The sequence below is a fragment of the Oceanobacillus senegalensis genome (genome assembly GCF_900176885.1).
Classification (GTDB): Bacteria; Bacillota; Bacilli; order Bacillales; family Amphibacillaceae; genus Oceanobacillus; species Oceanobacillus senegalensis.
Genome location: NZ_LT839648.1, coordinates 545,074 through 569,732, shown reverse-complemented (window position 1 = coordinate 569,732; position 24,659 = coordinate 545,074). Strand labels below are relative to the sequence as shown.

Annotated in this window: 29 protein-coding genes, 1 tRNA gene and 2 riboswitches; of the genes, 9 read left to right on the top strand and 21 right to left on the bottom strand. The window is 35.2% G+C overall.

What is annotated here, in order from left to right; genetic code table 11:
* Positions 1-88 precede the first annotated feature (88 nt).
* From CAO17_RS02635 to CAO17_RS02615, 5 genes are all read right to left on the bottom strand, one after another.
* The gene (locus CAO17_RS02635) at positions 89-403 is read right to left on the bottom strand and encodes a DMT family transporter (RefSeq protein WP_085991277.1); all 315 of its coding nucleotides are present in this window, start codon (positions 401-403) and stop codon (positions 89-91) included.
* A complete protein-coding gene (locus CAO17_RS02630; RefSeq protein WP_085991276.1) occupies positions 403-744 on the bottom strand; it encodes a DMT family transporter in 342 nt (113 codons plus the stop codon). The genes CAO17_RS02635 and CAO17_RS02630 overlap by 1 nt, the downstream gene beginning before the upstream one ends.
* A 95-nt stretch (positions 745-839) precedes the next feature.
* Positions 840-937, bottom strand: a riboswitch (guanidine-I (ykkC/yxkD leader).
* A 37-nt stretch (positions 938-974) separates the two neighbouring features.
* A tRNA-Ile gene (locus tag CAO17_RS02625) sits at positions 975-1,048 on the bottom strand.
* A gap of 578 nt (positions 1,049-1,626) precedes the next feature.
* Positions 1,627-1,890: a hypothetical protein gene (locus tag CAO17_RS21585; protein WP_245831746.1), complete on the bottom strand. Its 264-nt coding sequence runs from the start codon at positions 1,888-1,890 to the stop codon at positions 1,627-1,629.
* A 336-nt stretch (positions 1,891-2,226) separates the two neighbouring features.
* Positions 2,227-2,883, bottom strand: a complete 657-nt coding sequence (locus CAO17_RS02615; protein WP_085991275.1) for a hypothetical protein — start codon at positions 2,881-2,883, stop codon at positions 2,227-2,229.
* 393 nt (positions 2,884-3,276) lie between these two features.
* Here CAO17_RS02615 and CAO17_RS02610 point away from each other — a divergent pair, with 393 nt between their 5' ends.
* The 3 genes from CAO17_RS02610 to CAO17_RS02600 all read left to right on the top strand — a co-directional run bounded on the left by CAO17_RS02610 (position 3,277) and on the right by CAO17_RS02600 (position 5,884).
* Entirely contained in the window at positions 3,277-3,705 is a 429-nt protein-coding gene (locus tag CAO17_RS02610) for a GlcG/HbpS family heme-binding protein (protein ID WP_085991274.1), read from the top strand.
* A 353-nt stretch (positions 3,706-4,058) separates the two neighbouring features.
* The gene (locus CAO17_RS02605) at positions 4,059-4,541 is read left to right on the top strand and encodes a hemerythrin domain-containing protein (protein ID WP_085991273.1); all 483 of its coding nucleotides are present in this window, start codon (positions 4,059-4,061) and stop codon (positions 4,539-4,541) included.
* Positions 4,542-5,029: 488 nt separating this feature from the next.
* Entirely contained in the window at positions 5,030-5,884 is an 855-nt protein-coding gene (locus tag CAO17_RS02600; protein WP_085991272.1) for a CvfB family protein, read from the top strand.
* Positions 5,885-6,056: 172 nt separating this feature from the next.
* Here the strand turns inward: CAO17_RS02600 and CAO17_RS02595 are convergent, their stop codons facing one another.
* Positions 6,057-6,338 (bottom strand): hypothetical protein, encoded by a 282-nt coding sequence (locus CAO17_RS02595; protein WP_085991271.1) that lies wholly within the window; start codon positions 6,336-6,338, stop codon positions 6,057-6,059.
* A gap of 322 nt (positions 6,339-6,660) precedes the next feature.
* Here CAO17_RS02595 and CAO17_RS02590 point away from each other — a divergent pair, with 322 nt between their 5' ends.
* The gene (locus CAO17_RS02590) at positions 6,661-7,443 is read left to right on the top strand and encodes an HAD family hydrolase (protein ID WP_085991270.1); all 783 of its coding nucleotides are present in this window, start codon (positions 6,661-6,663) and stop codon (positions 7,441-7,443) included.
* Positions 7,444-7,869: 426 nt separating this feature from the next.
* Here CAO17_RS02590 and CAO17_RS02585 read toward each other — a convergent pair whose 3' ends face one another.
* The 4 genes from CAO17_RS02585 to CAO17_RS02570 form a co-directional block, all read right to left on the bottom strand.
* The gene (locus CAO17_RS02585; protein ID WP_085991269.1) at positions 7,870-9,348 is read right to left on the bottom strand and encodes an MDR family MFS transporter; all 1,479 of its coding nucleotides are present in this window, start codon (positions 9,346-9,348) and stop codon (positions 7,870-7,872) included.
* A 17-nt stretch (positions 9,349-9,365) separates the two neighbouring features.
* Positions 9,366-9,842, bottom strand: a complete 477-nt coding sequence (locus CAO17_RS02580) for an RDD family protein (RefSeq protein WP_218775522.1) — start codon at positions 9,840-9,842, stop codon at positions 9,366-9,368.
* A 274-nt stretch (positions 9,843-10,116) separates the two neighbouring features.
* The gene (locus CAO17_RS02575; RefSeq protein ID WP_085991267.1) at positions 10,117-10,662 is read right to left on the bottom strand and encodes an RDD family protein; all 546 of its coding nucleotides are present in this window, start codon (positions 10,660-10,662) and stop codon (positions 10,117-10,119) included.
* A 177-nt stretch (positions 10,663-10,839) separates the two neighbouring features.
* A complete protein-coding gene (locus CAO17_RS02570; protein WP_179151876.1) occupies positions 10,840-11,496 on the bottom strand; it encodes a biosynthetic peptidoglycan transglycosylase in 657 nt (218 codons plus the stop codon).
* 222 nt (positions 11,497-11,718) lie between these two features.
* Here CAO17_RS02570 and CAO17_RS02565 point away from each other — a divergent pair, with 222 nt between their 5' ends.
* Positions 11,719-12,249, top strand: a complete 531-nt coding sequence (locus CAO17_RS02565) for a GNAT family N-acetyltransferase (RefSeq protein WP_085991266.1) — start codon at positions 11,719-11,721, stop codon at positions 12,247-12,249.
* A 531-nt stretch (positions 12,250-12,780) separates the two neighbouring features.
* Here CAO17_RS02565 and CAO17_RS21290 read toward each other — a convergent pair.
* The 4 genes from CAO17_RS21290 to CAO17_RS02550 form a co-directional block, all read right to left on the bottom strand.
* On the bottom strand, positions 12,781-12,993 hold the full coding sequence (locus tag CAO17_RS21290; protein ID WP_085991265.1) for a hypothetical protein: 213 nt from the start codon (positions 12,991-12,993) through the stop codon (positions 12,781-12,783).
* A 387-nt stretch (positions 12,994-13,380) separates the two neighbouring features.
* On the bottom strand, positions 13,381-13,542 hold the full coding sequence (locus CAO17_RS20915) for a hypothetical protein (RefSeq protein ID WP_179151875.1): 162 nt from the start codon (positions 13,540-13,542) through the stop codon (positions 13,381-13,383).
* Positions 13,543-13,842: 300 nt separating this feature from the next.
* The gene (locus CAO17_RS02555) at positions 13,843-14,241 is read right to left on the bottom strand and encodes a DUF3021 domain-containing protein (RefSeq protein WP_085991264.1); all 399 of its coding nucleotides are present in this window, start codon (positions 14,239-14,241) and stop codon (positions 13,843-13,845) included.
* Positions 14,242-14,251: 10 nt separating this feature from the next.
* Entirely contained in the window at positions 14,252-14,692 is a 441-nt protein-coding gene (locus CAO17_RS02550; RefSeq protein WP_085991263.1) for a LytTR family DNA-binding domain-containing protein, read from the bottom strand.
* 417 nt (positions 14,693-15,109) lie between these two features.
* Here CAO17_RS02550 and CAO17_RS02545 point away from each other — a divergent pair, with 417 nt between their 5' ends.
* Together CAO17_RS02545 and CAO17_RS02540 are read left to right on the top strand one after the other, a co-directional pair.
* Entirely contained in the window at positions 15,110-15,523 is a 414-nt protein-coding gene (locus CAO17_RS02545; protein ID WP_085991262.1) for a hypothetical protein, read from the top strand.
* 183 nt (positions 15,524-15,706) lie between these two features.
* On the top strand, positions 15,707-16,351 hold the full coding sequence (locus tag CAO17_RS02540; protein ID WP_218775521.1) for a hypothetical protein: 645 nt from the start codon (positions 15,707-15,709) through the stop codon (positions 16,349-16,351).
* Positions 16,352-16,454: 103 nt separating this feature from the next.
* Here CAO17_RS02540 and CAO17_RS02535 read toward each other — a convergent pair whose 3' ends face one another.
* The 3 genes from CAO17_RS02535 to glpK all read right to left on the bottom strand — a co-directional run bounded on the left by CAO17_RS02535 (position 16,455) and on the right by glpK (position 19,093).
* The gene (locus CAO17_RS02535) at positions 16,455-16,982 is read right to left on the bottom strand and encodes a chromate transporter (RefSeq protein WP_085991260.1); all 528 of its coding nucleotides are present in this window, start codon (positions 16,980-16,982) and stop codon (positions 16,455-16,457) included.
* On the bottom strand, positions 16,979-17,533 hold the full coding sequence (locus tag CAO17_RS02530) for a chromate transporter (protein ID WP_085991259.1): 555 nt from the start codon (positions 17,531-17,533) through the stop codon (positions 16,979-16,981). Before CAO17_RS02530 ends, CAO17_RS02535 begins: the two co-directional genes overlap by 4 nt.
* A 66-nt stretch (positions 17,534-17,599) precedes the next feature.
* Complete coding sequence (gene glpK / locus CAO17_RS02525) at positions 17,600-19,093, bottom strand: glycerol kinase GlpK (RefSeq protein WP_085991258.1); 1,494 nt, start codon at positions 19,091-19,093, stop codon at positions 17,600-17,602.
* A gap of 302 nt (positions 19,094-19,395) precedes the next feature.
* Here glpK and CAO17_RS02520 point away from each other — a divergent pair, with 302 nt between their 5' ends.
* The gene (locus CAO17_RS02520) at positions 19,396-19,773 is read left to right on the top strand and encodes an SET domain-containing protein (RefSeq protein WP_085991257.1); all 378 of its coding nucleotides are present in this window, start codon (positions 19,396-19,398) and stop codon (positions 19,771-19,773) included.
* 134 nt (positions 19,774-19,907) lie between these two features.
* On the opposite strand, the gene hmpA is transcribed toward CAO17_RS02520, so the two are convergent.
* Positions 19,908-21,125, bottom strand: coding sequence for an NO-inducible flavohemoprotein (gene hmpA, locus CAO17_RS02515; protein ID WP_085991256.1), 1,218 nt, complete (start codon positions 21,123-21,125; stop codon positions 19,908-19,910).
* Positions 21,126-21,429: 304 nt separating this feature from the next.
* A complete protein-coding gene (locus CAO17_RS02510; RefSeq protein WP_085991255.1) occupies positions 21,430-21,948 on the bottom strand; it encodes a CueP family metal-binding protein in 519 nt (172 codons plus the stop codon).
* 199 nt (positions 21,949-22,147) lie between these two features.
* Between CAO17_RS02510 and CAO17_RS02505 the strand changes: the two genes are divergently transcribed.
* Positions 22,148-22,579 (top strand): hypothetical protein, encoded by a 432-nt coding sequence (locus tag CAO17_RS02505; RefSeq protein WP_085991254.1) that lies wholly within the window; start codon positions 22,148-22,150, stop codon positions 22,577-22,579.
* 262 nt (positions 22,580-22,841) lie between these two features.
* Here the strand turns inward: CAO17_RS02505 and queF are convergent, their stop codons facing one another.
* Positions 22,842-23,333, bottom strand: coding sequence for a preQ(1) synthase (gene queF, locus CAO17_RS02500; RefSeq protein WP_085991253.1), 492 nt, complete (start codon positions 23,331-23,333; stop codon positions 22,842-22,844).
* A gap of 91 nt (positions 23,334-23,424) precedes the next feature.
* A riboswitch (PreQ1 riboswitch) is annotated at positions 23,425-23,471 on the bottom strand.
* A 191-nt stretch (positions 23,472-23,662) separates the two neighbouring features.
* Entirely contained in the window at positions 23,663-24,463 is an 801-nt protein-coding gene (locus CAO17_RS02495; RefSeq protein WP_085991252.1) for an SDR family NAD(P)-dependent oxidoreductase, read from the bottom strand.
* Positions 24,464-24,659 lie beyond the last annotated feature (196 nt).

Below are 24,659 nucleotides of genomic sequence, written 5' to 3'. Positions count from 1 at the left end.
CTATACATACTAAAAAGATAATCCACTACTTGAAAGCAGATTATCTTTTGTGATTGAATCATAGATTATTGAATTGATGAAACGATTTTTACGATACGAGTTTTAATCCAATGGTAGCACTTAAAACCATCGCGATAAATAGGATCCTTTTCCAGTCTTTTGATTCCCCATAAAATATCATTCCAATTAAAGCACCACCAACCACGCCGATTCCAGTCCAAATCGCATAACCTGTTCCCATCGGTATATATTTTAATGAATAGCTTAATAGTAGAAGACTTGAACCAAATCCTACAATTAATAAAACGACGGTTTGCCAATTTTTCTTTATATGCAATTGATTAATCATCGCTACACCAAATGTTTCCAATAAGCCTGCTAAAATTAAAGAAAACCAAGCCATTAGGATTCAGCCCCTTCCTCGACTTTGTCATCGGTCACTGATTTCAGCCCAATAACACCTACTAATAATAGTAAAATTAAAAGGATTTTCGCCCATTTAAATGGTTCTTTAAAGAAAAGTATTTCCGAAAGAACCGTACCTACTGTACCTAATCCAACAAAAACAGCATATACCGTTCCAGCCGGTAAAACTTGAGCTGCTGTAATCATTAAATAATTACTAACAATAATAGCTATAATTGTTCCAGTCCAAGTCCAAATATCATATGCATGGGCTAAGCCAATCACCCACAATACTTCTAAAAAAGCTGCAACAAATACTTTCAACCAGTGTCGATTCATCTAAGTGCACCTCCAGATTACTTTTATCAGAAAACTCAAATTCCCCACCTTAATGTGAAATCAAAAGAAAGCCTGAGAGATAACTGATAAACAGTATCTCCCAGGCTTTTGTCCCTCCGTGGCACAGCATTGCTGTGAGTTTTCTCTCGGACCAGTCCAATAGAATAATTGCGGAACCCTAGAAAACTTTTCATATATACTATTATTTTATATTAATTAAATCACATGGATGGACCCTGCAGGATTCGAACCTGCGACCGATCGGTTATGAGCCGATAGCTCTAACCAACTGAGCTAAGGGTCCAAGTTTAATGATGCAATGGAGTGTTCGGTGGGATTTGGACCCACAACTGCCGTGTATAATCTAGTACGTTACCTCTTCACTACGACCGCCATCATGGTAGAAGCGCCGAGGATCGAATCTTCAACAATAATTAACTTGTTGCAGATAAACACTATAACATACCAATAATAATATGTCAATAAAAATTAGTTGACTCTTTTTCCAAAACCATTTTCCACAGTAAAATCTATCATTATTTAAAAACAAGGCAATCATTCCATAATGACAACCTTGTATAACACATCACAACAGGTTAAATTTCAACAAATCCTCAAACCAACTATCCACTACTTTAAATAGTTTTATACTTACAAATAATCGTGAAGTGAAATAAATCTTAATCATAATCTTTGGTTTAACTATTAAATATAGTCATAGATATTTTAAGAAGGATTGAATTTAAAATCGAATTCGAAATATTTTATTAGTGTAATATAGGAATTTAACCCCTTTTTTCGTTAATTCATTAGTAACCGAATAGTATAATAGAAATAAACCTATGATACTCATAAGAATATTTTTTAGAGTTTCCTGACTTCTCAAGGAAAATCTAAAATAACCGCTCCCAACCCTAAGAGTAAAAGTCTATTTTGTTGCTCAAACCATCTTTCATCTAGGAAAGACAGAAAACTCTTATCAAAAAAGAATGTAAATAAAGACAATGCTATCAATGTTGTACCAACAAATACTCCACGCTTTTTTATTAGTTTTGCTGTCTTCGTTACGCGTTTATTTAATAAATTATTTCCATCTTGATCAGGAGCAAGGGAAGCTACGCCTGATGCAACTAAAATAACAGGCATCATTTCAAATGGTTGGGTAACCGCCCCCCCACTACTCCAATTCCTAACCCCATCGTTAAATGAGTTCGACCTTTCATGTTGCCACCTCTTTTGTTGCTGTTTATCATTTTCTATCAGAATATATCACGAACCTTGCTTGCATATCTGATAAATGTTCTATCTTTTGTAAGGACTTTAATCAATTTTCATCATGTTATCTCTGGAACGGTTGATTAAATATTAATTTAAAATACATTCCCCCTTTTCATACCCAATTGGAGTGCATAGTCTTTGGAACAAGAAAAAATGAAATTATTTCAATGAAAAAAAGTGGAGTATACTTAACTAAGTGTCTCGTTATTCGATTAACTCATTCGGATCATCAATTATCTCTATGTCATTATCGACCACATCATACTTCTTCGATAATTCATCCATCTCACTATTGTATTCCTGTATCGTACGATCAATTTCCGCCTGTATTTCTCGAGTTTTGGCAAAAATTTTTTCTGTTTCTCCCGTATCCTTTTCACTAACCGGTGGAATATTTAATTTTGTCATTTCTGCTGTCTTAGAAAAAGATTCTAGTGTTAAATCTATTTGATAGATAAATATTTTATTTAAGTCTTTTATTTCTTTGTTTGTTAAACTATTTTGTAAATCTACGGCCATTATTTTTGTTTCATCTATTAATGGAATGACCTCATCTTTCAAATAATTATAAGCTTTTTTAGGTTGGTCCAACATGGTAGTGTAACGGGCACCCATTTCTAAAATTTTAATGGAATTATCATATAAAGGTTGAATTCCTTCTGTTTTATATACTGCCAATTCATCAGCTACACTTATACTCTCCGAATCCAAAAAATCTTCCTCACCTACATCAGACATTATTTTACTAGTTGAAATTTCATTATCATTCGATATATTCCTATCAGTAGGCTCTGAACCACATGCGGATAACCCGAACGTCATTATCATAATGAAACATACTATTAAAAAAGAGTTTCTCATTTCTTCACACTCCATTTCAGAAAAATTTGTATCAGGTTGCCGCCACCCTAGTCCCTCTATGTAAAAATGTCTTTGCGTACCATTAGTATTAATCCTAAGATAAATAGTGAATAAGTCAATACTCCAAATTCACCAGCTATTAAACTATAATCCGATAAATCCATAGCAAATCTATTTTATTTCATAATATGATTTCCATCTTAACTAAAATAACAGATACGAAATAACTATACATATAAAAAAATCCTCCCTACTAACTGGGACTAAAGTATATATTTTTATAATCTATTACTCCTCGACAAATTTTAACAACATTTATTTATAATAATTGTTATTTTATAGATGCAATGGAATTTAATAAATTCTAGTTACATAAATAAGGAGGAATTTTAAATGGAAAAATTAAATCTGGAAATCGCAAAGACAATTATAGAGAAAGCTGAAAATGAAGCATCTAAATTGGGAGTTCAAATGGTTATTTCAGTTTTAGATGAAGGCGGTAACCTTATTGCTACTCACCGTATGGACGATGCTTGGTTAGCAAGTATTGATATAGCTCAGAACAAAGCATGGACCTCTGTCGCTTTAAAGATGCCAACTTCCAATCTTGAAGAAGCAACAGTCCCTAAAGCTGAACTCTTTGGCCTTAATACGACCAATCAAGGACGTATTGTTGTTTTTGGTGGCGGAATTCCTCTTGAGAAAGATGGAAAAGTTGTAGGAGCGATTGGTGTGAGTGGAAGCACCGTTCCGAATGATGTAAAAGTAGCCGAGGCGGGCGTTAAAGCTTTCAATGAATTAAATTTAGAGAAAACTAGATAACATTATCGGGTTACTACTTAGCTAACATCATATAAAAAATAGAGAAGGGGCTGGGACATAAAGCATTTAACACAAAAGACAAAAAGTACACTACATTCCAGAACGACTAATAGCATCTATCATGTTCGGTTATTGTTCTGAAGAAATACTTTTGTCCCACCCGTTTCAATTTACTGGAGTATGGACTCATTTTTTAGGGTTCTAGTTATAAAAGGAAATAATACCCCCGAAGCTACGTGACATTTCCATCCAATCATCCCCTCTACTTATTGAATGACTTACATCACTTTTCATGTTAGTGAAAAACGGTTTACTATAATTGTCATTAGATAAATCCATAAGGAGGATAAAGTATGACAAAACGTAATAAAGGGATTAAACGACATGAAGCATTATACCCACTCTCCCATCACCATCATCACACGTTATTTTTAGCATTACAATTAAGAAGAGTAGGAACAGATAAAGGGGATACAACAGTGAATGAATTAAAGAATAAGCTAAGGAATTTTTGGGAAAAGGATGGCAATCAGCATTTTCGAGATGAAGAAGAAATTCTACTTCCTATATATGCACAATATGAGTCCATCCAACAGCCTGAAATAACCGAATTACTATTGGAACACGTAACTGTAAGATCTCTTGTGCATCAAATTCTAACATCCAATGAAAATGAAGTCTCCCTTATGAATAAGCTTGGTGAACTTCTAAATACTCATATTAGAAAGGAAGAACGAATTGTCTTCCCAATGATTGAAGAAGCACTACCAGAGCATGAACTTCAAAAATTAAAACCTTATTTACATATAGATGAAGTCCAACCGGAACAGCTTTAACAGATACCTGAATGGTATAAAGTTGACAAAATCATGTATACAAGTTATTGTTATAGAGTTGCACTTTTAAGTAACTACTAAGTGAACTGGCATTCTACAATGTTTTTGAAGATGCTTACTCACACTGGCGCGTCTAAGGGGACGCAAGGACGTAAGAGTAGGAAGGGCTTACGTTGCTTAAGTTAGAAAACATCAAACGAAAAGCAAAGGAGCCTAGTTTGTGATAGTGAGAAAATAATCACTAGGTACCAAAGCTAAATCTATGTGGAACATGTACCGCGGTTAAAGTGAAATATGATTGATAACATTTCCCACCCGAAAAGTTGATTCGGGATTAAAAATATAAAACTTATGTGTTACTTTTTAATCAAAGGGGTACTCTTTTTAATAGGGTATCCCTTTTCCAATACATATAGAAAGTGAAAGCACCCAGAATATGACAGTAAGTTAAGTGCTAGATGCTTAAATTAGAAGAAAGAAGGTTACTCATGGAAACATTAAGAATTGGTACAGTCGAATCGATGCAGGTTTTACGTCAAATTGATACTGGTTATGTACTTGCAAAAGATGGTGAGCAGGCCCTTCTCCATCATAATGAAGCCGATGGTGAATATGAAGAAGGAGAAACATTGGATGTCTTTTTATATAAAGATAAAAAGAGGAATACTACTGCAACAACAGTGTTACCAAAAATTCAATTAGATCAATATGGTTGGGCCGAGGTCGTAGAAGTAATCCCTCGACTTGGTGCATTCGTAAACATTGGTATTGCAAAGGATTTTCTCGTGTCGAATGATGATTTACCACTATATCAATCCGTCTGGCCAAAACCAGGTGATAAACTCTTTGTCACACTGGGATTTGATAAAAAAGGTCGTATGTTAGCTATCCCAGCTACAGAAGGAATTATGTATTATGAGTTTGAAACTGCATCGGAAGAGAACTTAAATAAATCTGTTAAAGGTACAATCTATTATACAAGCAGGGAGGGTTCGGCTCTCATTACAGATGAAAATCATCGCGGATTTATTCATCATACCGAAAGAAAAGAGGAACCAAGACTAGGAGAATATGTCCAAGGCCGGGTAATAGAGGTAAAAGGAGATGGTACATTGAACATTTCCCTTCGTCCGCTGAAACAGCATGGTATGGTTGATGACGCTGAAGCCATCATGGAAAAACTACAAGAGAATGGTGGAGTCATTCCATTTAGCGATAAAAGTGATCCAGAGGATATTCGTGGAACTTTTCAAATCAGTAAAGCTGCCTTTAAACGAGCACTTGGAAAGCTCATGAAAGAGGGAAAAATTGAGCAGCGGGATGGAAGTACGTATTTAAAATAATAAATATAGCCTAATCCATCACATTAATTAGGATTAGGCTTTTTAGTTCTGGATACCCTCACAAAATTAATCTTTGATTTGCTTAGGTGTTACTTTCTGAGATACCATAGATGTTCCTAACTTAACATATTTATTTTTCCCATAAAAAAAGAACGGATCAACCGTTCTTTTTTTATGCATTTGCTTGTTGATAAGCATCAAAGATTGATGAGAAAATAAATCCAATTGCCGCAGAGAACATGCATACAATTCCTAATCCACCTAAAGGTATTCCCATAAAGTGAATATCTACTAATGATGATGTTAATACAAGTAGAATACCCACAATTCCTAAAAAGACTGCATGATAATATGCAACATATTTATCCTTTGGTGTTACTTTTACTAACATTAGACTTAGGATAAATGAAATAAATCCTAAAACCCCGCCTGCAGTTAGAACTGATTCTACCATCCATTTCACCCCAATTGTTTATATAATCACTAATATTAAGTTTACAATTCGACACGAACAAAGTCAATTAAACAGTGCATAATTTTTCCTAAAATCATGGAAAACATAAATTCCATCATCCTATTACTTTTTAACAGGATCATTTCCAACGCTTCCTTTCAAAAGGTACTACTTTTATTGTAAAGAGAATATAAAATAAGTACTTCCCTTTCATATAAAGTGAATCTCAATCAGTGGGGGTATTACTGCCCCTTAACCTGCGATTAACTCCTTTTTATGCTACACTATCTTTATATCATTATTTTTCTAAAAGGAGTTTAACATGACATATAAAGCAGTATTTTTAGATATTGATGGAACAATTCTGAAATCAGATCATACATACTCTGGGAAAACCAAGGAGGCAATTTTAAAGCTACAAGAACAAAATATTGAAGTTTTTCTTGCTACTGGTAGACCGATTCATGAAATCAAAGTCCTTGCAAAGGAGTTAAATATTGATTCCTTTATTGGCTATAATGGTGCACATGCCATCTATAATAATGAAACGATTGTGGATGAGCCAATGCAAGAGGAAGATGTAAAGGAAATGGTGAAGATTGCTAAGGAACATAAGCATGAAATCACGATGTATACGAATGGAAAAAATTATTTTACCCACCTCGATAGTCCAATCTCACAACAATTTAGTGAAATATTTCAAATGTATCAAAATGTGGAATATACACCGAAAATAACGGGACAGATATTAGGTATGACCGTTATGAATTTAAAACCAGAACATGCTACATTATATCAGTTACATTCGAACATCCGACTATCTCAAGTAAATGTTAATGGGGTGAAGCATGCTTACGACATTATTCGAACCAATGTGAACAAAGGCGAAGCAATTAAGAAAGTCCTCGAACGGTTAGACATACCAAAAGATGCAACCATTGCATTTGGGGACGGCATGAATGATAAGGAAATGCTACAATCCGTTGGCGAAGGGATTGCAATGGGGAACGCTAATCCGGAATTATTCCAATACGCTAAACGAAAAACCACTACGGTAGATGAAGATGGTATTTTTAACGGACTAAAGGAATTAGACGTAATCTAATAAATTGATGTAGACGCTCCGGGATAAACCTAGAGCGTCTAACTTTTTCAAGGAAAGCTAAGAATTTGTAAAGATATCAGTGAAGTACAGGTCCACACCTTTTGAAAAAATTCCTCGTATACTAATAGTGAAAAAAAACATAAGCCATCTTAAGCTCCACCTAAGGAGGTGCCCCTTGTGAAAGCAGTGAAAAGAAAGAAAACAAGAGCTACAACAAAAAGAAAAGGATGTGGTTGTGGCTCTAAAAAGGTTGTTAAAAGATAATAATAAGATGTAGGCGAGAAAACCTTCAAAAAGGATTTTCTCGTCTTCTTATTTATTATATGTGAGGAATTTACTGGTAATAAGCGCCTAGCCAAACTAAATGGTTATGAAAAGAAAAATAGAGAAGTATTTACACTTAACTTCTCTAAGAGTGATATTCACCTAGTTAACTTGTTGATTGGAAGATGCTTCCACTGTTTCTATAGGTGTTGATCGATAAACAAAGAATGACATAATTAAAGCGATTACTGCTATTACAAAAGAAATAAAATAAACGAGTTCTACACCGGAAACCATAGCTTCGTTTATGGTTGTCGGATTAGTTGGTGTTGCAGAATCATTTAAAATATTCTTTTGTCTTGTGTTCATAATACTAACAAACACCGATACACCAATTGCTCCTGCTACAGGCTGCAATGTCGTCATGACTGCTGTTCCATGTGGGTACATTTTTTTAGGTAATTGATTTAAGCCATTGGTTTCTGCCGGCATCATAATGGCAGAAACAGATAACATGAGTAAAATATATCCGATAATAACCATCCAAAATGGAGTTTCCATAGTTAATCTACTCATCATAAACATCGTTGCACTTAATACTAATGTGGCAGGCAGCATCATCACTTTTGGCCCAAACTTATCAAACAAGGATCCCATAACTGGAGACATTAACCCACTTAAAATGGCACCTGGAAGTAAAACAAATCCTGCAATTGCCGGCGCTAACCCTAAAGGACCTTGCATGTAAAGAGGTAAGATGATTTCTGAAGCGAACATGGTCATGATGATAATCAAAAACATGATAACCGCATGAGTATACATTGGAAATTTAAAAACTCTTAAATTCATAATTGGCTCATCTAGCTTAAATTGCCTTAAAGAAAAAATAACCAATGCGATGATACCGATTAGTATGGGGATATATGCATTCGGATGTAAGAATCCCTCCTCCGTTTGGCCAGCCGAACTAAACCCATATACAATTCCACCAAATCCAATTGTGGATAAAATAAGGGAGAAGATATCAATCTTAGGCTTCGTTACTTCAGTTACATTTACTAAATATTTATAAGCAAACGCGATGGAAAATAACACAAATGGAATGACAGTTATAAACAAATAACGCCAGCCCAAATATTCTACAACAACTCCCGAAAGTGTAGGACCAAGTGCTGGAGCAAACATGAAAACCAAACCTACTATTCCCATTACTTTTCCACGACGATGTGGTGGGAATATGAGTAAGAATACATTAAAAATGATGGGAATTAACAACCCTGTTCCAACTGCCTGAATGAAGCGACCTGTTAGTAAAATCGGGAAAGTAGGGGAAATAGCACAAATACTGGTTCCCAACGTGAATACCGCCATAGTACCTAAAAATAATTGACGTGTTGTAAACCATTGCAATAGGATAGCTGATGCTGGTATGACTATACCCATTACTAACATAAACCCAGTTGCCATCCATTGAACTGTTGAAACGGATATTTGAAATGCATCCATCAATGTCGTAAGGGCGATATTTAACAATGTTTCATTCAATATAGCAAAAAAGGCCCCGATAATTAAAGAAATCATAATAGGCATTACTTTTACGTTTGGATCGTCTGCAAGATACTCATACTTATTTTTCGTCATATAAAATCTCCCCCAAGTTATGATTTCTTTTTCCTTGGAATTTCTAATACTACGATTCCTAACCATTTATCAGTAAGTGTTTTATTTCCTTTCGACCATAACAGGATAAATGAATCGACAATGTGATAAACGATGTAGGCATTCATTGTAGTTATGAGAAATACACTTTCCATTCCGAAAACCACTTCGCAATGATAAACGATAAGCAGTAAACCATAACGGATTAAATACTTTGTTAATAAAGCAAGGTTATTCCCTGCTTCCCATTGCAACCCGAAAAGCTTATCACCAACTGTTCGTCTCCTAATATAAAGAAGTAAATAGCTAAACAAAAATAATATAAAGCCAATTATGGAAGAAACCCCATCAGCTATTTCAATTATATATGTAAAAAAATTTTGGATAGAGCTAGAGAATGGTATAATAAAAATCTTTATCAAGGATGCCAAGAACTCTATTACTTTGGCACTTAGTAAACTTCCAATTAAAAGCATCAATACATCAGTAACATAGGAGAACACTCGTTTACATATCTTAATTAAAATCCCCCCTTTTAACTAGGAGCTATTTTTTAGATTGTGGTATTTAGGACATAACAGATATAATATCAGTAACTTACTACATGAGTGTATAAATACCGCTACGGAAATATGCTTTCCGTGGCGAGCGCTGAATGCCTAGATAAAGTGATTGAATTACTATGCGTAACCCTTCAAGTGTAAGACAAAAACAAAAAAAGGTACGAAAATGCAAATAAACCTATAGTAATTACGTTTTCCTCTTTTGGGTTTCTACTATCTCCATTCCCAACCATTTGTCTGTTAACGTTTGATTTCCCTTTGATGATAGCAATAAAACGCCATCTATTAAATGATAAAAAATATAAGCTATTAATAGGAAATCTAGCCATACCGATTCAAAACCAAAAGAACTAGCACTAAAGGAAGGGAAAGAATACACAATAAATAATGTACCATACCGAATCAATAGCTTTAACAGTAAAGTTGTTTTATTATTTCCCTTCATCTGAAGTCCTAGTTTTTCATAACCTATTGTCTGGTTCAGTTTAAAAACCACAACCAAACAGAGGTAAGTAAACACAAACATCCCCACTAACGACGAAAGTACCATTACCCTTTCCATCCATTCATACTGCTCAGACAGTTCAGATGGAACGTAAGGAACGAATACTGAAATTAACGGTGATGCGAAAAAGCCAATAGCCCCAGCTGCTCCCGCAAAAACGAATCCACCAATTATTGTAATACATGAATCTATTAAATAGGCGAATAATCTTTCCCATACTTTTTTCAAGTTTTTCTCCCCCTAATGATCATAATTATATAGAAATAGAGGGAAAAAGATAATAATTAAAATGTACTATGCAAAAGAGGTCATTTAATAAAATAATGAAAGATAACTCCATCCCATCGAGTTATCCTTCTATGTAAAATTTATATTTGTTTTTCATTGGGAAATCGGACCTCTTTCCTATTCACTTCGGTACTCCGATAATGCTTCCATTACTTCTGACTGCCTTTGTTTCGCCATATTGTCATTGGAACTATATAAGCTAGGTGCCTGTGGTAAGCCTGCCAAGAATGTTGCTTCTTCATAACTTAGTTCTTCAGGCGTTTTACCAAAATAGTATAGACTCGCTTCTTTAACGCCATAATTCCCTTCTCCATAGTAAATGATATTGACATAGAGCTCTAAAATATCATCTTTGCTATAGATTCTTTCAAGATCAAATGCTACAAAAAGCTCGGCAACTTTTCGGATAAAGTTTTGATTATTACTGAAATAAAGGTTTTTAGCAACTTGCTGTGTTAATGTGCTACCACCTTGTACAATTTCCTTTGCCTTTAGGTTGGTAAGCATTGCCCGAACAAGGGATATCAAATCAAAAGCGCCATGCCTATAAAAACGATGATCCTCTATCGCGACAACCGCATCCGTAAAATCAGGAGAAACATCCTCAAGGCGGACAAAATCCTCGTCATCTTTTACTGATTCTACTTTTTCCATAACAGGAATTCCTTCAATGGCTTCTTGGTATTTAATGTAACCGAGCGCACCAATTCCTAAGACTACTAATAATGCAAAGATGATTCCTAACAAGATAAGTTTTTTTATTAATCTAAACATCGATTACCTCTAATATTTTGACTTTTATTTTAGTATACCAAAAGACCCGAAACCCGTTAACAATGATGTCATCCATCCTTGGCCATTGGGACAATAGAACCAGCTCCTAAAGCGTTGCAGGATTGTCCAGTAAGCGTATTGTAAATTGAATATATATTTGAAATAATTGTTCTTAAACCTAAATAAGCTAAAATTCTTTATAAAAGAAACGAGGAGAGAATTATGTTTTATTTTAAACTTAATGATGACTCTGAACTACGTTTGTTAGAACCAAGACATGCTGAAAGTCTATTCTTGTTAACGGATAAATCAAGGAGTTATCTCAGGGAATGGTTGCCATGGGTTGATTTCACAAAAGAAATAAATAATTCAAAAGCGTTTATTGAAGGTACATTAAAGCAATTTGGAAATAATAACGGTTTTCAAGCTGGGATTTGGTATAGGGGGGATTTAGCAGGAGTTATTGGCTTACATGGTATAGACTGGGTTAATAAATCTACTTCTATAGGATATTGGTTAGGTGAAGAATTTCAAGGTAAAGGGTTAATGACCAGCGCTTGTAAATCTGTTATAGATTATTGTTTTAATGAACTAAAATTAAAAAGAGTGGAAATCCGGGTCGCAACGGAAAATCATAAAAGCCAAGCTATCCCTGAAAGATTAGGCTTTCAAAAAGAAGGTTGTATAAGAAGTTCTGAATTTTTACATGATAGATATGTTGATCATTATGTATATGGATTAATAAATGGCTGAATAAACAGCTGTTATATTGCAGAAGAAATAGTTAGAATGAGACTGGGACATAACTAAAGTATTTAACTCAAAAGACGAACAACGCACTACTTAGCGGAGGAAATATACATAGACTCCTCGAAAATAAAGTGCAATTTTCTTCGTGCGATGCCTTGCTGCCGTAGCGTTCCTTGTCCTGTGGGATGAGAGTCCTAGTTGACACCGTAGTGCGTTAGCACGAAGGGGGATCGTCAGCAGCCCGCGGAAAGCGAAGTATATTTCCAGAGTAGTTTTTATCCACCAATAAAGTTCAGCTTTTGCTTAGAGAAAATACTTTTGTCCCAGTCTCATTTTTATCTTAAGTAATGGCTTCCCCATTCTAATGGTGATACACTCTTTTACTGTTTAACTGTTTTCTTAGCCCATCAACAACATGAAGAAGCTCCTTTCGTTCACACTTCCTCCCTTTAGTGAATAAGTCTGTCACTCCTCCCTTTTTGTCAAATCATGATAGTAAGCCAATAAAAAAAATAAACATGTCCAAAATATTTTCTAGTTAACCATCCTCCTACTATGAACAAATACACCAAAAAGCAACCCCAATAATACTGAAGTAAGTACAACCAGTAAAAACTCCATGATTGTGTATTCCCAACTCAATGTATCGAAGAGAAATGCAATGAAAAATTTAATGACATAGTAATTCATTACTAAAGCTAATGATATTGTGAGTCCAATTAATAAAATAAATTTAACCTTTCCCACTTGCTTTGATATTCCTCCCTAAAGAAGATATTTATATTTAATATTCCTATTAAGCTTTAGTACGATTTAACCATAGAAAATGTTTCATCCATAAGCGGAATTGTTCAGATATACATTATTCCTTCTGTCAATATATTCGAGCAAATTGAGAGAGTTTATATTATTTTAATTTTATACAGTGAATCTTCAATGTTATTCGTTTAATTTTCCTTAAACAAAATAATCCACTTTGAACGTAAGTTACAAAATGGATTATTTCTATTGAACTTACTTTTTTACTTACTATTTACAAATAAAAAGTCTAATGATGACTTTATATCCCGGCTTTGTTTGGTACACCTGAAGGATATTTCCTTTCAATTTTTGGAGTAACCCCTGTTAAGTAGTTTAGGTATTACGCCTAGCTCCTGCCTCTCGAGATGTCATTGCACCTTGTCCCTCACTTAGATCTTTCTGAATTTCTTGTTTTACTTTTTCCGCATTAGTTCCAGCGAATCCTGGTTTCATACTTGATTTCAACCTCTGTTTAGTTTGTCGGTTTTGTTGCATATAAGCACTCCTTCTTTTTATTTTTATTATGTTTACAGTTGTAAATTTTTTTTATTCAATTGTTAGTTTGTGGTGAACTCGAAAAAAAATAACATCAATCTTATCCGTGTTTTTTCTTAAGTATGATAAGAAAGATGAATCCATATATGCGGAAGGAATGAAATATGATGTGGAAAGTTTAAGCGAATCCCGTTTATCAGTCTATGCTCTTTCTCCAGGTTTCTGTGATATTAAAGGTAGTATTATTCTTTTATAACCAGATAAGGCACTTTTGCTAATTGGAGATTGTTTTTTATTTTATTACTTTTTTATGGAACTATTCAATTCACTTTCTATTCTCTTAAAATAAAGGTAAGAACCACACCAGAATAGTATATATATAACCATGAAACTACCAATACCTAATAGTAAAGGAAACAGTAGTACCCATCCCATCCAAATAGCAAGAGATAACCAAATGCTTACAGATAAAACAAAGTGTACTACCGTTTGTTTTAATGGACTCCATTTTTCAATTTCATAAACGAGGGAGGCAGTACCAAAATATACACCCATCACCATTCCCCCCAGCACATTTCTCCAAATAATATAAACAGAGAACTGAAGGTCCTGAATCACCATGACAGTTAAAAAAGCGAATGTGATAATCGCGCTAAATCCCAAGCCAACCAAACTCCTCCTTAACACTTCAATGATCATGTGTATCAGCTCATAAAATTAATTTCTTCTTTATTTCACGAACATATCTACGAGAGACATACCCCTTACCCCCAGATTTAAAATAAACGCAGAGACTCCCATTAAAAGCCAACTCAAACCGTATAACTTGGTGATGGTTTCCAATCACTGATTTTGAAAAACGACTAAACCCATAACTTTTAAATAGATTTTCTACTTCATATAATTTCATATTTATTTCAAATGATTGCTGGTTTAAATTAGCATATACTTTGCGACTTTCAGCAAATACATAGTCAATGTGAGATGGTGAAAGCAGAACCTGGCCATTCTCATGAAACCCTACAATACGCTTTGGGGTTTGCTGGTTTAACTTTTGAACCAATTCTTCTACCTCTTTCGTCCATTCCTTTGCTTGAATCGTGACATAAGTCTCCTTGTACTTTGAATCAATATCAATATTCAGTTTCACTCTATCCCCCCCTCACTTTTTTACTATACCATTGATTAGTTTAATAATTGCTATTATTCCTTTAACTTGTATCTGTTTATGGATAACCGGTTCCTTTTCACGAATAAGAGGCCATAGACATTTCTAACAATTGAAATAAAGTGAATCTATATCAGTGGGGGTATTACTGCCCCTTAACCTGCGATAAAAAAGCCTGTCTGATAATTACGGATAGTAATTTTAAAACAGGCTTTAACCTTTTATTTTATTGTCTAAACCCAGACTCTTAGGGCTTTCTGCAGAACAATCCTAAATAACTTAGGTTCTTTCTAATAATTGTTTATAGACCGCATACTGGGTCAGTGCTTATACATGTTCTACACAGTAACATAGAATACACTACAGAATAATCCTCGTTTTGAAAGGAGGCGACCATGGTTGGTTCAATATTATAGTCTTAAAAGACGTAGACAATCTGAACCTAGTGAACATCATCACCATCATTACAAAGAGCAAAATGATTTTAAACATCAGCATAGAAAACACCACCATTGCAAACATGATTGTATGGAGGAACTGAGCGAACTCATAAGATCTGTAGCAAACATGGAAAACGCTCTAGCTGAAGCAATTGAAGCGGAAATTTTAATTTTAAAATACGGAAATTTCAAACCTGAAGAAGTAAAAGAATTTCACGATAGATTAGAAAACTTAATCAAACTTGCAATTAAGAAGGAAATTATTCTGGAGTTCTTAATAGATGATACAACAAAAGCTTGCAAAGAGATCCGGACGAAAGATGACCATAAGTGTAAGAAATGCTCACCACATCCATGTAATTGTCCAGACTAGAATATAACGATTAAACTTTTAAACAAAGTATTCTTAATATTAGAAAGCCTCTAGATGGCTTTAGATATTTTAACTAATTTTTATTTTTTATCCTTTTATTAAGTTAATCGTTTATATCGATTTTGCAAACAAGCATAACCTACTAATGCAAGGGTCAACATTATGTTAAACAATCTAGAAAGGATGAATAAAATGGTAAATGGGCCTTTTATTGATGCATCTGCAAGAATTGAAGCAGCAATTGCATCTATTTTGGAATTTGCTGCAACAACACAAGATCCCGAATTTATTGAACGTATTACAAAATTAGCCATTAAAAAAGAAATTGTTTTAGAATTATTACTCGATGAGATCGGTGATATTGAAGATGAAGATGAATGTGAATGTAGTGGTACTGTTAATGCCACAGCTCCTAATTCTAATATAACTATAAATGGAGCAGAAGATACAGGCGATGTTACTTTTGTTGGTGAAGTTTGTCCTGACTGTTCTGTTGAAGGTTCTTCTCTTACTTTTACCTTCACTGATGATACACCTACACCAAATAATTCTTTCACATTAGTTTCTACTAGTATTCCAGCTCCTACTTGCGTTATTGGTCCTACGGGTATAAGCCTTAATATTAGTGGATTAGGGGTGGTTACTAGAGCGGATATGTCAACGGTGAATGTATCTTTCTTTGTAACTTTAAGTGAATCAACAACACCAGGTGAAGCCGATTCATTCTTCATATCCATCGAGAGTGAGGAAGTTGGGAATCCTTTTGAAGCTGTCTATTTTTCCCCTGACCTACCAGACAATGCTATTGTCGTTGAAGAATGTGATTAACTGTCAGAAACCTTGGATTTTATCAAGTCCAAGGTTTTTTAATGATGAAGCTTACAACATCGGCATTCTTAAAAATAGAACGAATACCGATGTTTATTCATCATTATAATAAAAATCCACCATACACGAGAGCCACTGCAATTACAATTGCAGGATGAACTTTCATCCGCTCTATAAGAACATAGCTAATCACAACGATGAAGATGGTTTGTAGCATTCCTATACCTTCATAGGATTCCTTCAAAAAGTTCCACGTTAGTACTCCGAGCAGAATTGCAATAACCGGTTGGACGAATAATGTCAGCCTTTTCACTTTTGGTGAATCCTTGAAGCGCAGCAATATACCTCCAAGTAAAATCATCAAAATCAATGATGGCGCAACCGTTGCAAGGATAGCAATGATTGATCCAAAGATTCCACCTACTTCAAAACCGATATACCCGGCAAGTTTTGGTGCAATAGGTGCAGGTAGTGAGTTTCCAAACGCAAGGACTTCACTAAATTCCTGTACGGTCATCCATTCATAGCGTTTCACTACTTCATTCTCAATTAACGGGATGGATGCAGGTCCACCACCATAGCCTAAAATACCTGGAATAAAAAATGCTAAAAATATTTGCCAATAAATCATGAAGCTTTTCCTTCCTTGTTATCCTTTAAGGACAACGCTAAAATGAGTAAGACACCAATGACAATCCCAGGGTGTATATTTAAAAATTGTAATATAATAAATAAGCAGACTAAAGCTATAACTGCTTTCTTCCAGCCGAGCCCTTGTCCGGCTTTTTTCACAAATTTCCATGTCAATATGGCCATCATCATCCCCACAACAGGTACAACCCCATTTGTCATTCCTTGTACCCAATCAAACTCTTTAAATGATGATAAAGATGTTAGGAGCACTATCAAGAGGACAATCATTGGTACGATATTGGCCACGATGGCATTTACCATCCCGACCAGTCCGGTAATCCGATATCCGATATAGCCAGCCAACTTAGTAGCAATTGGCCCTGGTAACGTGTTTGCAATAGCCAGGACATCACCAAATTCTTCTTCGTCCATCCATTTATATTTTTCTACCACTTCCTTCTGAATCAATGGGATGGATGCAGGTCCCCCACCGAAACCTAATAATCCAACTCGAAAAAATGCGATAAAAAGATCCCAATGTTTTCTCATGTTCACAAACCTTCAATCTTTCTTTTTATAGATTTTATACCATAAGAACTGCAACAAGGTACCTTCCTACTTAAATGCCCTCGTCGCCTCAATAGCCTTCTCCCAGCCTCGATATAATTCATTCCGCTTCCTGTCATCCATTTGCTTTGTAAAGGTCTTATCATGCTGCCAAAGCTTTGCAATTTCCTCTTTATTCTCCCAAAATCCTACTGCTAATCCTGCTAGGTACGCAGAACCTAAGGCAGTAGTTTCTTGTACAACAGGGCGTTCTACTGGTACACCTAGCATATCACTTTGAAATTGCATAAGCAGGTTATTTTTCACAGCCCCACCATCCACACGTAATGTTTTCAAGTCGATTCCTGATTCAGTAATCATAGCATCTAGCACATCTTTCGTTTGATAGGCTAGAGATTCCAGTATCGCACGAATAAAATGTTCTTTCGTAGTCCCCCTTGTCAGTCCAAAAACGGCACCTCTTGCTTCACTGTCCCAATATGGGGTTCCTAATCCAACAAATGCTGGAACCATATATACTCCATCTGTTGATTCCACTTTTTTCGCATAATCTTCCACTTCTTTGGCTTGTTGAATCATTCGTAGTCCGTCACGAAGCCATTGAATAGCAGAACCTGCCACAAAAATACTTCCCTCAAGTGCATACTCTACCTTTCCATCTATTCCCCACGCAAGAGTGGTAAGCAATCCATACTCTGATTGTACCCCTTTTTTTCCAGTGTTCATTAACATGAAACAGCCCGTTCCGTATGTGTTTTTCGCCATTCCTTTTTCAAAACAAGCTTGACCGAAAAGCGCTGCCTGCTGATCACCAGCAATTCCGGCAATCGGTATTTCATGTCCAAAGAAATGATAATTAACTGTTTTCGCATAAACTTCGGATGAAGGGTGCACTTCGGGTAACATACATTTTGGAATAGACAACATCTCTAAAAGCTCGTCATCCCATTTTAAATCGTAAATATTAAACATCATGGTTCTAGAGGCATTGGAATAATCAGTAATATGCACCTTACCACCTGACAGCTTGTAAACAATCCACGTATCCATCGTTCCAAAAAGTAAATCTCCATTTTCTGCTTTCTCCCTTGCACCATCAACATGTTCTAAAATCCATTTTACCTTTGTCCCAGAAAAATACGGATCAATAAGAAGTCCTGTCTTGTTTCGAATCATATCTTCATAGCCTGCTTCTTTTAATTCCTGACAAATGTCTTCTGTTTGCCTAGACTGCCATACGATTGCTCGATGTATTGGTTTTCCTGTAAGCCGGTCCCATACAACCGTCGTTTCCCGCTGATTCGTAATACCAATTCCAGCTACCTGACTCGGCTGAATGGATGCTTTACGCAATACATCCGCAATACATGAAAGGACACTAGTCCAAATTTCATTGGCATCATGTTCTACCCAACCAGGCTTTGGAAAAAATTGTTCAAACTCACGTTGGGATGTTTCAACTACCTGCCCACTTTGATTGAAAATAATTGCCCTTGAACTTGTTGTTCCTTGATCAATCGATAAAATATACGCTTCACTCATTAATTCAACCACTCCTTTCCCAATTATCCACGGTTTTATTTGATTATTACCATTATACGATGAAACAAGCTTGGTTAATAATATTTTCTATAATCGGACGAATTTGTATGTAGTTCGTTCACTTATCTCCCTTTTGAATTTCCACCTATAGCCGTGATTCTTCATCATAATTCTTATCTTCCTTTTCTTATCGTTTCGTTTATTATTTCATGTTAAATTGGATTGTTTCTGGTACTTCATGTAGTATGGATATAAATCATTGGTAAAAAGAAAAAATTTTTAAAAGTAAGTAGGCGATAAATATGATTGAAATAAAAACATCTTCACTAAGTGATGGGGAATTCAATAGAGGGGTATTTGCTACTTCTAATATCAAAAAAGGAGAGCTTTTACACGAAGCACCAGTCATTGCTTATCCAAATGACCAGCATCCATACATTGAGAAAACCTTGCTCGCAGATTATGCTTTTGAGTATGGAATAAATCATACTGCTATCCTTCTAGGTTATGGAATGTTGTTTAACCATTCTTATGAACCAAATGCCATTTATGAGATTAATTTCGGAAATCACACATTCAATTTCTATGCTTATACAGATATAAAAGCAGGAGATGAGATTCTCATCAATTATAATGGCGATGTTGATAATAAAGATCCACTCTGGTTTAATCAGGATTAACCTTTGACATTATTCTACAAATCATTAGAAATAAAGTGAATCTTTAATAAGTGAGGGATTACTGCCCTTAACCTGCGATAAAGGGATTAGAGAGTATTTCTCTAATCCCTTTAATTATAAAATAACGTATTAGCTTATTCACCTAAAATCGCAATCGGATTAAATACTTCGAAATGAATTTGTTCTTTCGGTATGCCCCAAACATTTAATGTTCTTACCATTGCCTGCAAAAATGGCACAGATCCACAAAGATAGAATTCAGCGTCGTTGTTTGGCACAATTTTTTTCAGCCAATCTAAATCAACAAACCCTTCCTTATCATATTCATGTTTTTGTTTATCCTCTTCTGTTGGCGAATCATAACATACATAAGAATGGACTGGCTCATGATTTTTAGCTAATTCAGCTACATGGTCTTTAAATGCGTGCACTTTACTGTTCTGTGTTGCATGAATAAAATAAATGGCACGATTTGGATGTTTTTCAACCGTTGTATTTAACATACTTAGTAAAGGAGTTATACCAATCCCTCCACTTAAAAGAACAAGTGGCTTGTTAGAGGGCTTAATGGTAAAATCCCCAGCTGGGGCGGAAAACTGTAAAATGTCGCCAGATTGAATTTGATTATGCAAGTAATTGGAAACAAGCCCAGGAGGCTGATCACCAATACTATCTTCGCGTTTTACACTTATTCGATAGTAATCTTTTCCAGGTACATCCGATAAGCTGTAATGCCTTATATGATTATAATCTTCACTCTTAATATTTGCATTTAATGTGAGGTACTGGCCTGCCTCATATGATGGGATAGGCTCTCCATCTTTCGGTCGTAGATAAAAAGATGTGATGATATCACTTTCATCTACTTTTTTATCTACTACAAAATCACGAAATCCTCTCCAGCCTCCAGGAATCTTCTCCGTTTCCTCATAAAGGTTGTTCTCAATTTCAATAAAAGCATCTGCAATATAATTATAGGCTTTTCCCCAGGCGATTAATACATCCTCTGTAGCCGCATCACCTAGGACATCTTTTACTGCTTCAAGCAAGGTTTTACCAACAATAGGATACTGTTCTGGCTTCACTCCGATAGCTCGGTGCTTTTCCGTCACTCGAGTAATGACAGGCTTAATTGCATCCAAGTTATCGATATGTTCTCCTGCCGCATAAACAGAGTATGCCAAAGCCTCTTGCTGTATGCCACGTTTTTGGTTTGTTTGGTTAAAAAGGTTGTACAAATCAGGAACTTTTGTAAATAATAATTCATAAAACCTTTTCCCAATTTCTGAACTGTGTTCTTTTAAGACCGGTGCTGTCGATTTTACTGTTTCAATCGTCTTCTTGTCCAGCATATATATCCCCTTTGTTTTAGAAATTTTTTGATCTAAAACGAACAAACTTAGTTTTCGATATGGGTGTTTTTTTATTCGGGGATATAGATATAGTACATATCTCCCTTTCCCAAAAAGTAAAGCACCTATTTGGTCCTAGGGTTTCATTACCTCTGCAGGAAAATAACTGTTCAGCTTTTCATACCAATTCATTCGGTGATTCTCCTTTGAATCATTGGCTTCATATTGCCTTTCGGATTAAAATTATCAAAAAGAAGCTTGGATTTTAAGGTTCTTTAAATTATGTTGTTATGATGAAGAGTGATTAAAGTAACTGCATAGTCGTAATACAGGTTTTGTCGCCTTCAAAGGTAGAAATATCAGTTTCGGATACTTTTCCATTATGTTCAATCGAAACATGAAGATTTTTATCGCGAGGCAACCACAAATCGATAAACCCATTTGCAAAAGATGTCATCGTTTCATCCACCACAACATTCCCTTGTTCATCTTCAATATATACATTAAATTCCTCTTCAACTAATTCCCCCTGGCAACCTGTTAAACTGTGAATAGCACATTCATGCGTATGTTCAATAAATGGCGCAATGGAGACAAAAAATTCATCCTTTGGAAGATCATATCTGATTTCGCTTTCATTATTCTCAGTTACAATGAGCTCATGTGACGTGATAGAAGCAGTTACATCATCAAAGTTACCTACACTATAATCGTGAACTAATTCCTTTATATCCTTTCCTTCCTCATTTATTGTATTATCGCTACAACCTACCACTATTAATACGAGTAGAAAACCAACTACTACTTGAAAACCTTTTTTCACTACCACTCAACTCCTACTTATTCCTCTTGATATTGAAAGTGTATCACAAACTTGGGTTATGAGGGACGATACTGATGTCCCAGTTTTTAAAATCAATTGATGTGGGAATTTTTTATTTTTATTGGATTCCTAATCTTTAGATACTTCTTTGACGAATAATCAAAATGGTTATTGGAATATTAATACAGAGGTGATGTTTATGAAAAAAATAGCAATCATCCTAACGCTTATTTTGTTCATCTTTGTACCGAACCAAATATATGCACAACCTGACATTAAATGCCCTAACGCAAAACAATTAAAGGAAACTTCAATAAAAGAAAAGGATGAGCTCCGTAAAGCACTTGAACAGATTGTTCCGGATACATATGAAAAAGGGGAGCTAGGAGATATGTTCTCTGAATGGGAGATTTTAACTGCTCTCCCTTTTCAAGATACAGTAAGTAGTAAAGATGAAGTCTATTATAAAATGGCGAAAACCTTTTGTGGAGAAACCATTGCGAATAAATCTTGGCTGGTGCGATTATATTTTCCAAAATGGGAAGGAAAAAGTGCCAGCGCATTAGAGGGACAAATTTTTTTAGCCCAAAACAAAGACGATGAGTGGTTTGTATGGTTTAGGTATCATTAGAGACGGTTCTAATAAACCACATATACGGATACGAAATGAAAATTGATTTCTAATCAGCCTTAATTAAGATTTACTATGAACATGAGAAATTGTTAGTGAAGATAATGACCACACCTAACTATAAAGTAGTGATGGGTGAAAAGGAGCAGTTATGGATAAAATTTTTTTCAATCCACTACTACTCCTTTTTATTGTAAATTAGCCTTCCCTATGCTAACATCTGTCAATTTGGTACATAAAGAACCACCCCATTAACCCTGTTTTAACGATTATCTACTTTTTCTGGGTACATGTCATGGTTCATCATGCGGTGCTCGGCCATTTTTTCATATTTGGTGCCTGGTTTTCCATAATTGCAATACGGGTCAATGGAAATTCCTCCTCTTGGGGTGAATTTGCCCCATACTTCTATATACCGTGGATCCATTTTTTCAATTAAATCATTCATGATAATATTCATCGTATCTTCATGGAAGGCACCATGGTTACGAAATGTGAAAAGATATAGTTTTAATGATTTACTTTCTACCATGTTCACATCTGGAATATAGCTAATATAAACCGTTGCAAAATCGGGCTGACCAGTAATCGGGCACAGTGCCGTAAATTCAGGACAGTTAAACTTTACAAAATAGTCTCTGTTTGGATGTTTATTCTTAAACGTTTCTAATATATCTGGATTGTAATCAAACTCATATTTTGTACCTTGATTTCCTAATAACGTTAAATCAGACATTTGTTCTTCTTTGTTCATATGATTACCTCCTAAGTTATAAGTTTTTGGAAGACTTCATTTTTATTGCCCTACGTAGAAAAAGCCATGCGCCTCTAAGGGCACATGGCTTCTGTCCTTAGTTTTTTTAAGAGGGTTTTCGCTAAGAACCTCTTTTCTACTATTCAACTCTATCTATTATAAATAGGAACAAAAATGGTGTCAATCAACCAATTAATCCCAGCTTTTTATATAGGCCAGGTCACTAAATGTTTCAAATAAAGTGAATCCTCAACCAGTGGAGGTTCTTTCATCTTCCACTGACTTTTATTTTAGATGAACGAAATGGCCCCTTAACCTACTATAAACTCCTAACGCATGACCGAACCACCAGATATTTTCACAGACTCCCCAACAATATTGGACGCTGCTTCCGTTAATAGATAGGCGATTGTGTTAGCTACTTCCCTAGGATCTGTAATCCTACCTGATGGAAGACCTTCATTAACAATCTTATACTGTTCCTCAAAACTCCTATTTTCACGCAATCCCTTATTTCGTATCGATTCTCTTCCCATATCCGTTTCCACATATCCAGGACATACAGCATTCACTCGAACTCCATACTTAATAGCTTCAAGGGCAAATGACTGGGTAAAACCAATAAGTGCAAATTTCGACCCAGAATAAGCCGTTCCTGCATACGTTCCTCTTAGACCAGATAAGGAAGATACATTCACAACCACACCTTCTTTTTTCACTTTCATCTGTTCATAAATTCGTTGGGTCAATAAAATGGGAACGGTATAGTTTACGTGCATTACTCGATCAAGTTCTTCTTGTGAAGTTTCTTCAACTAGTCCCTTACCTAATATTCCAGCACTATTGACCAAAAGTGAAATAAAACCATTCTCCTTTTCAGCTGCTTTCACCAATTCTTCTCTTTCTACTTCATTTGTTAGATCACTTTTATAACTAAATATCTTTGCATCAGGAACTGATTCTAAAATATCTTTCTTCAGCTCTTGCAATTTTTCTTCCCGTCTTCCTGTAATCGTAACGGCTGCTCCCATCTTTGATAATACCTTTGCCGTTTCATAGCCAATCCCACCTGTTGATCCAGTTACTAAAGCATGTTTTCCATTCAAAGCATTGCTTGCAAATATCGTCAACCTAATTCTCTCCCCTTTCACGACTCAATATGATTCATTGTTTCGTATAGTAGTTTTTTCGTCAAATGTTAAATTCCATGAAAATAATGTTTTTAATAATTAACTCAACCTTCATTGAAATTTGAACTTTTTTAGAACACTTCATTCAATACAAGATTATTTTGGACAGTAGTATTATTATAGTATTAAAGTCCTG

Coding starts and splice junctions, on each gene's coding strand:
- CAO17_RS02635 (WP_085991277.1), bottom strand. CDS start 403: ATGGCTTGGTTTTCTTTAATTTTAGCAGGCTTATTGGAAACATTTGGT.
- CAO17_RS02630 (WP_085991276.1), bottom strand. CDS start 744: ATGAATCGACACTGGTTGAAAGTATTTGTTGCAGCTTTTTTAGAAGTA.
- CAO17_RS21585 (WP_245831746.1), bottom strand. CDS start 1,890: ATGCCTGTTATTTTAGTTGCATCAGGCGTAGCTTCCCTTGCTCCTGAT.
- CAO17_RS02615 (WP_085991275.1), bottom strand. CDS start 2,883: ATGAGAAACTCTTTTTTAATAGTATGTTTCATTATGATAATGACGTTC.
- CAO17_RS02610 (WP_085991274.1), top strand. CDS start 3,277: ATGGAAAAATTAAATCTGGAAATCGCAAAGACAATTATAGAGAAAGCT.
- CAO17_RS02605 (WP_085991273.1), top strand. CDS start 4,059: ATGACAAAACGTAATAAAGGGATTAAACGACATGAAGCATTATACCCA.
- CAO17_RS02600 (WP_085991272.1), top strand. CDS start 5,030: ATGGAAACATTAAGAATTGGTACAGTCGAATCGATGCAGGTTTTACGT.
- CAO17_RS02595 (WP_085991271.1), bottom strand. CDS start 6,338: ATGGTAGAATCAGTTCTAACTGCAGGCGGGGTTTTAGGATTTATTTCA.
- CAO17_RS02590 (WP_085991270.1), top strand. CDS start 6,661: ATGACATATAAAGCAGTATTTTTAGATATTGATGGAACAATTCTGAAA.
- CAO17_RS02585 (WP_085991269.1), bottom strand. CDS start 9,348: ATGACGAAAAATAAGTATGAGTATCTTGCAGACGATCCAAACGTAAAA.
- CAO17_RS02580 (WP_218775522.1), bottom strand. CDS start 9,842: ATGCTTTTAATTGGAAGTTTACTAAGTGCCAAAGTAATAGAGTTCTTG.
- CAO17_RS02570 (WP_179151876.1), bottom strand. CDS start 11,496: ATGTTTAGATTAATAAAAAAACTTATCTTGTTAGGAATCATCTTTGCA.
- CAO17_RS02565 (WP_085991266.1), top strand. CDS start 11,719: ATGTTTTATTTTAAACTTAATGATGACTCTGAACTACGTTTGTTAGAA.
- CAO17_RS20915 (WP_179151875.1), bottom strand. CDS start 13,542: ATGCAACAAAACCGACAAACTAAACAGAGGTTGAAATCAAGTATGAAA.
- CAO17_RS02555 (WP_085991264.1), bottom strand. CDS start 14,241: ATGATCATTGAAGTGTTAAGGAGGAGTTTGGTTGGCTTGGGATTTAGC.
- CAO17_RS02540 (WP_218775521.1), top strand. CDS start 15,707: ATGAATAAAATGGTAAATGGGCCTTTTATTGATGCATCTGCAAGAATT.
- CAO17_RS02535 (WP_085991260.1), bottom strand. CDS start 16,982: ATGATTTATTGGCAAATATTTTTAGCATTTTTTATTCCAGGTATTTTA.
- CAO17_RS02530 (WP_085991259.1), bottom strand. CDS start 17,533: ATGAGAAAACATTGGGATCTTTTTATCGCATTTTTTCGAGTTGGATTA.
- glpK (WP_085991258.1), bottom strand. CDS start 19,093: ATGAGTGAAGCGTATATTTTATCGATTGATCAAGGAACAACAAGTTCA.
- CAO17_RS02520 (WP_085991257.1), top strand. CDS start 19,396: ATGATTGAAATAAAAACATCTTCACTAAGTGATGGGGAATTCAATAGA.
- hmpA (WP_085991256.1), bottom strand. CDS start 21,125: ATGCTGGACAAGAAGACGATTGAAACAGTAAAATCGACAGCACCGGTC.
- CAO17_RS02505 (WP_085991254.1), top strand. CDS start 22,148: ATGAAAAAAATAGCAATCATCCTAACGCTTATTTTGTTCATCTTTGTA.
- queF (WP_085991253.1), bottom strand. CDS start 23,333: ATGAACAAAGAAGAACAAATGTCTGATTTAACGTTATTAGGAAATCAA.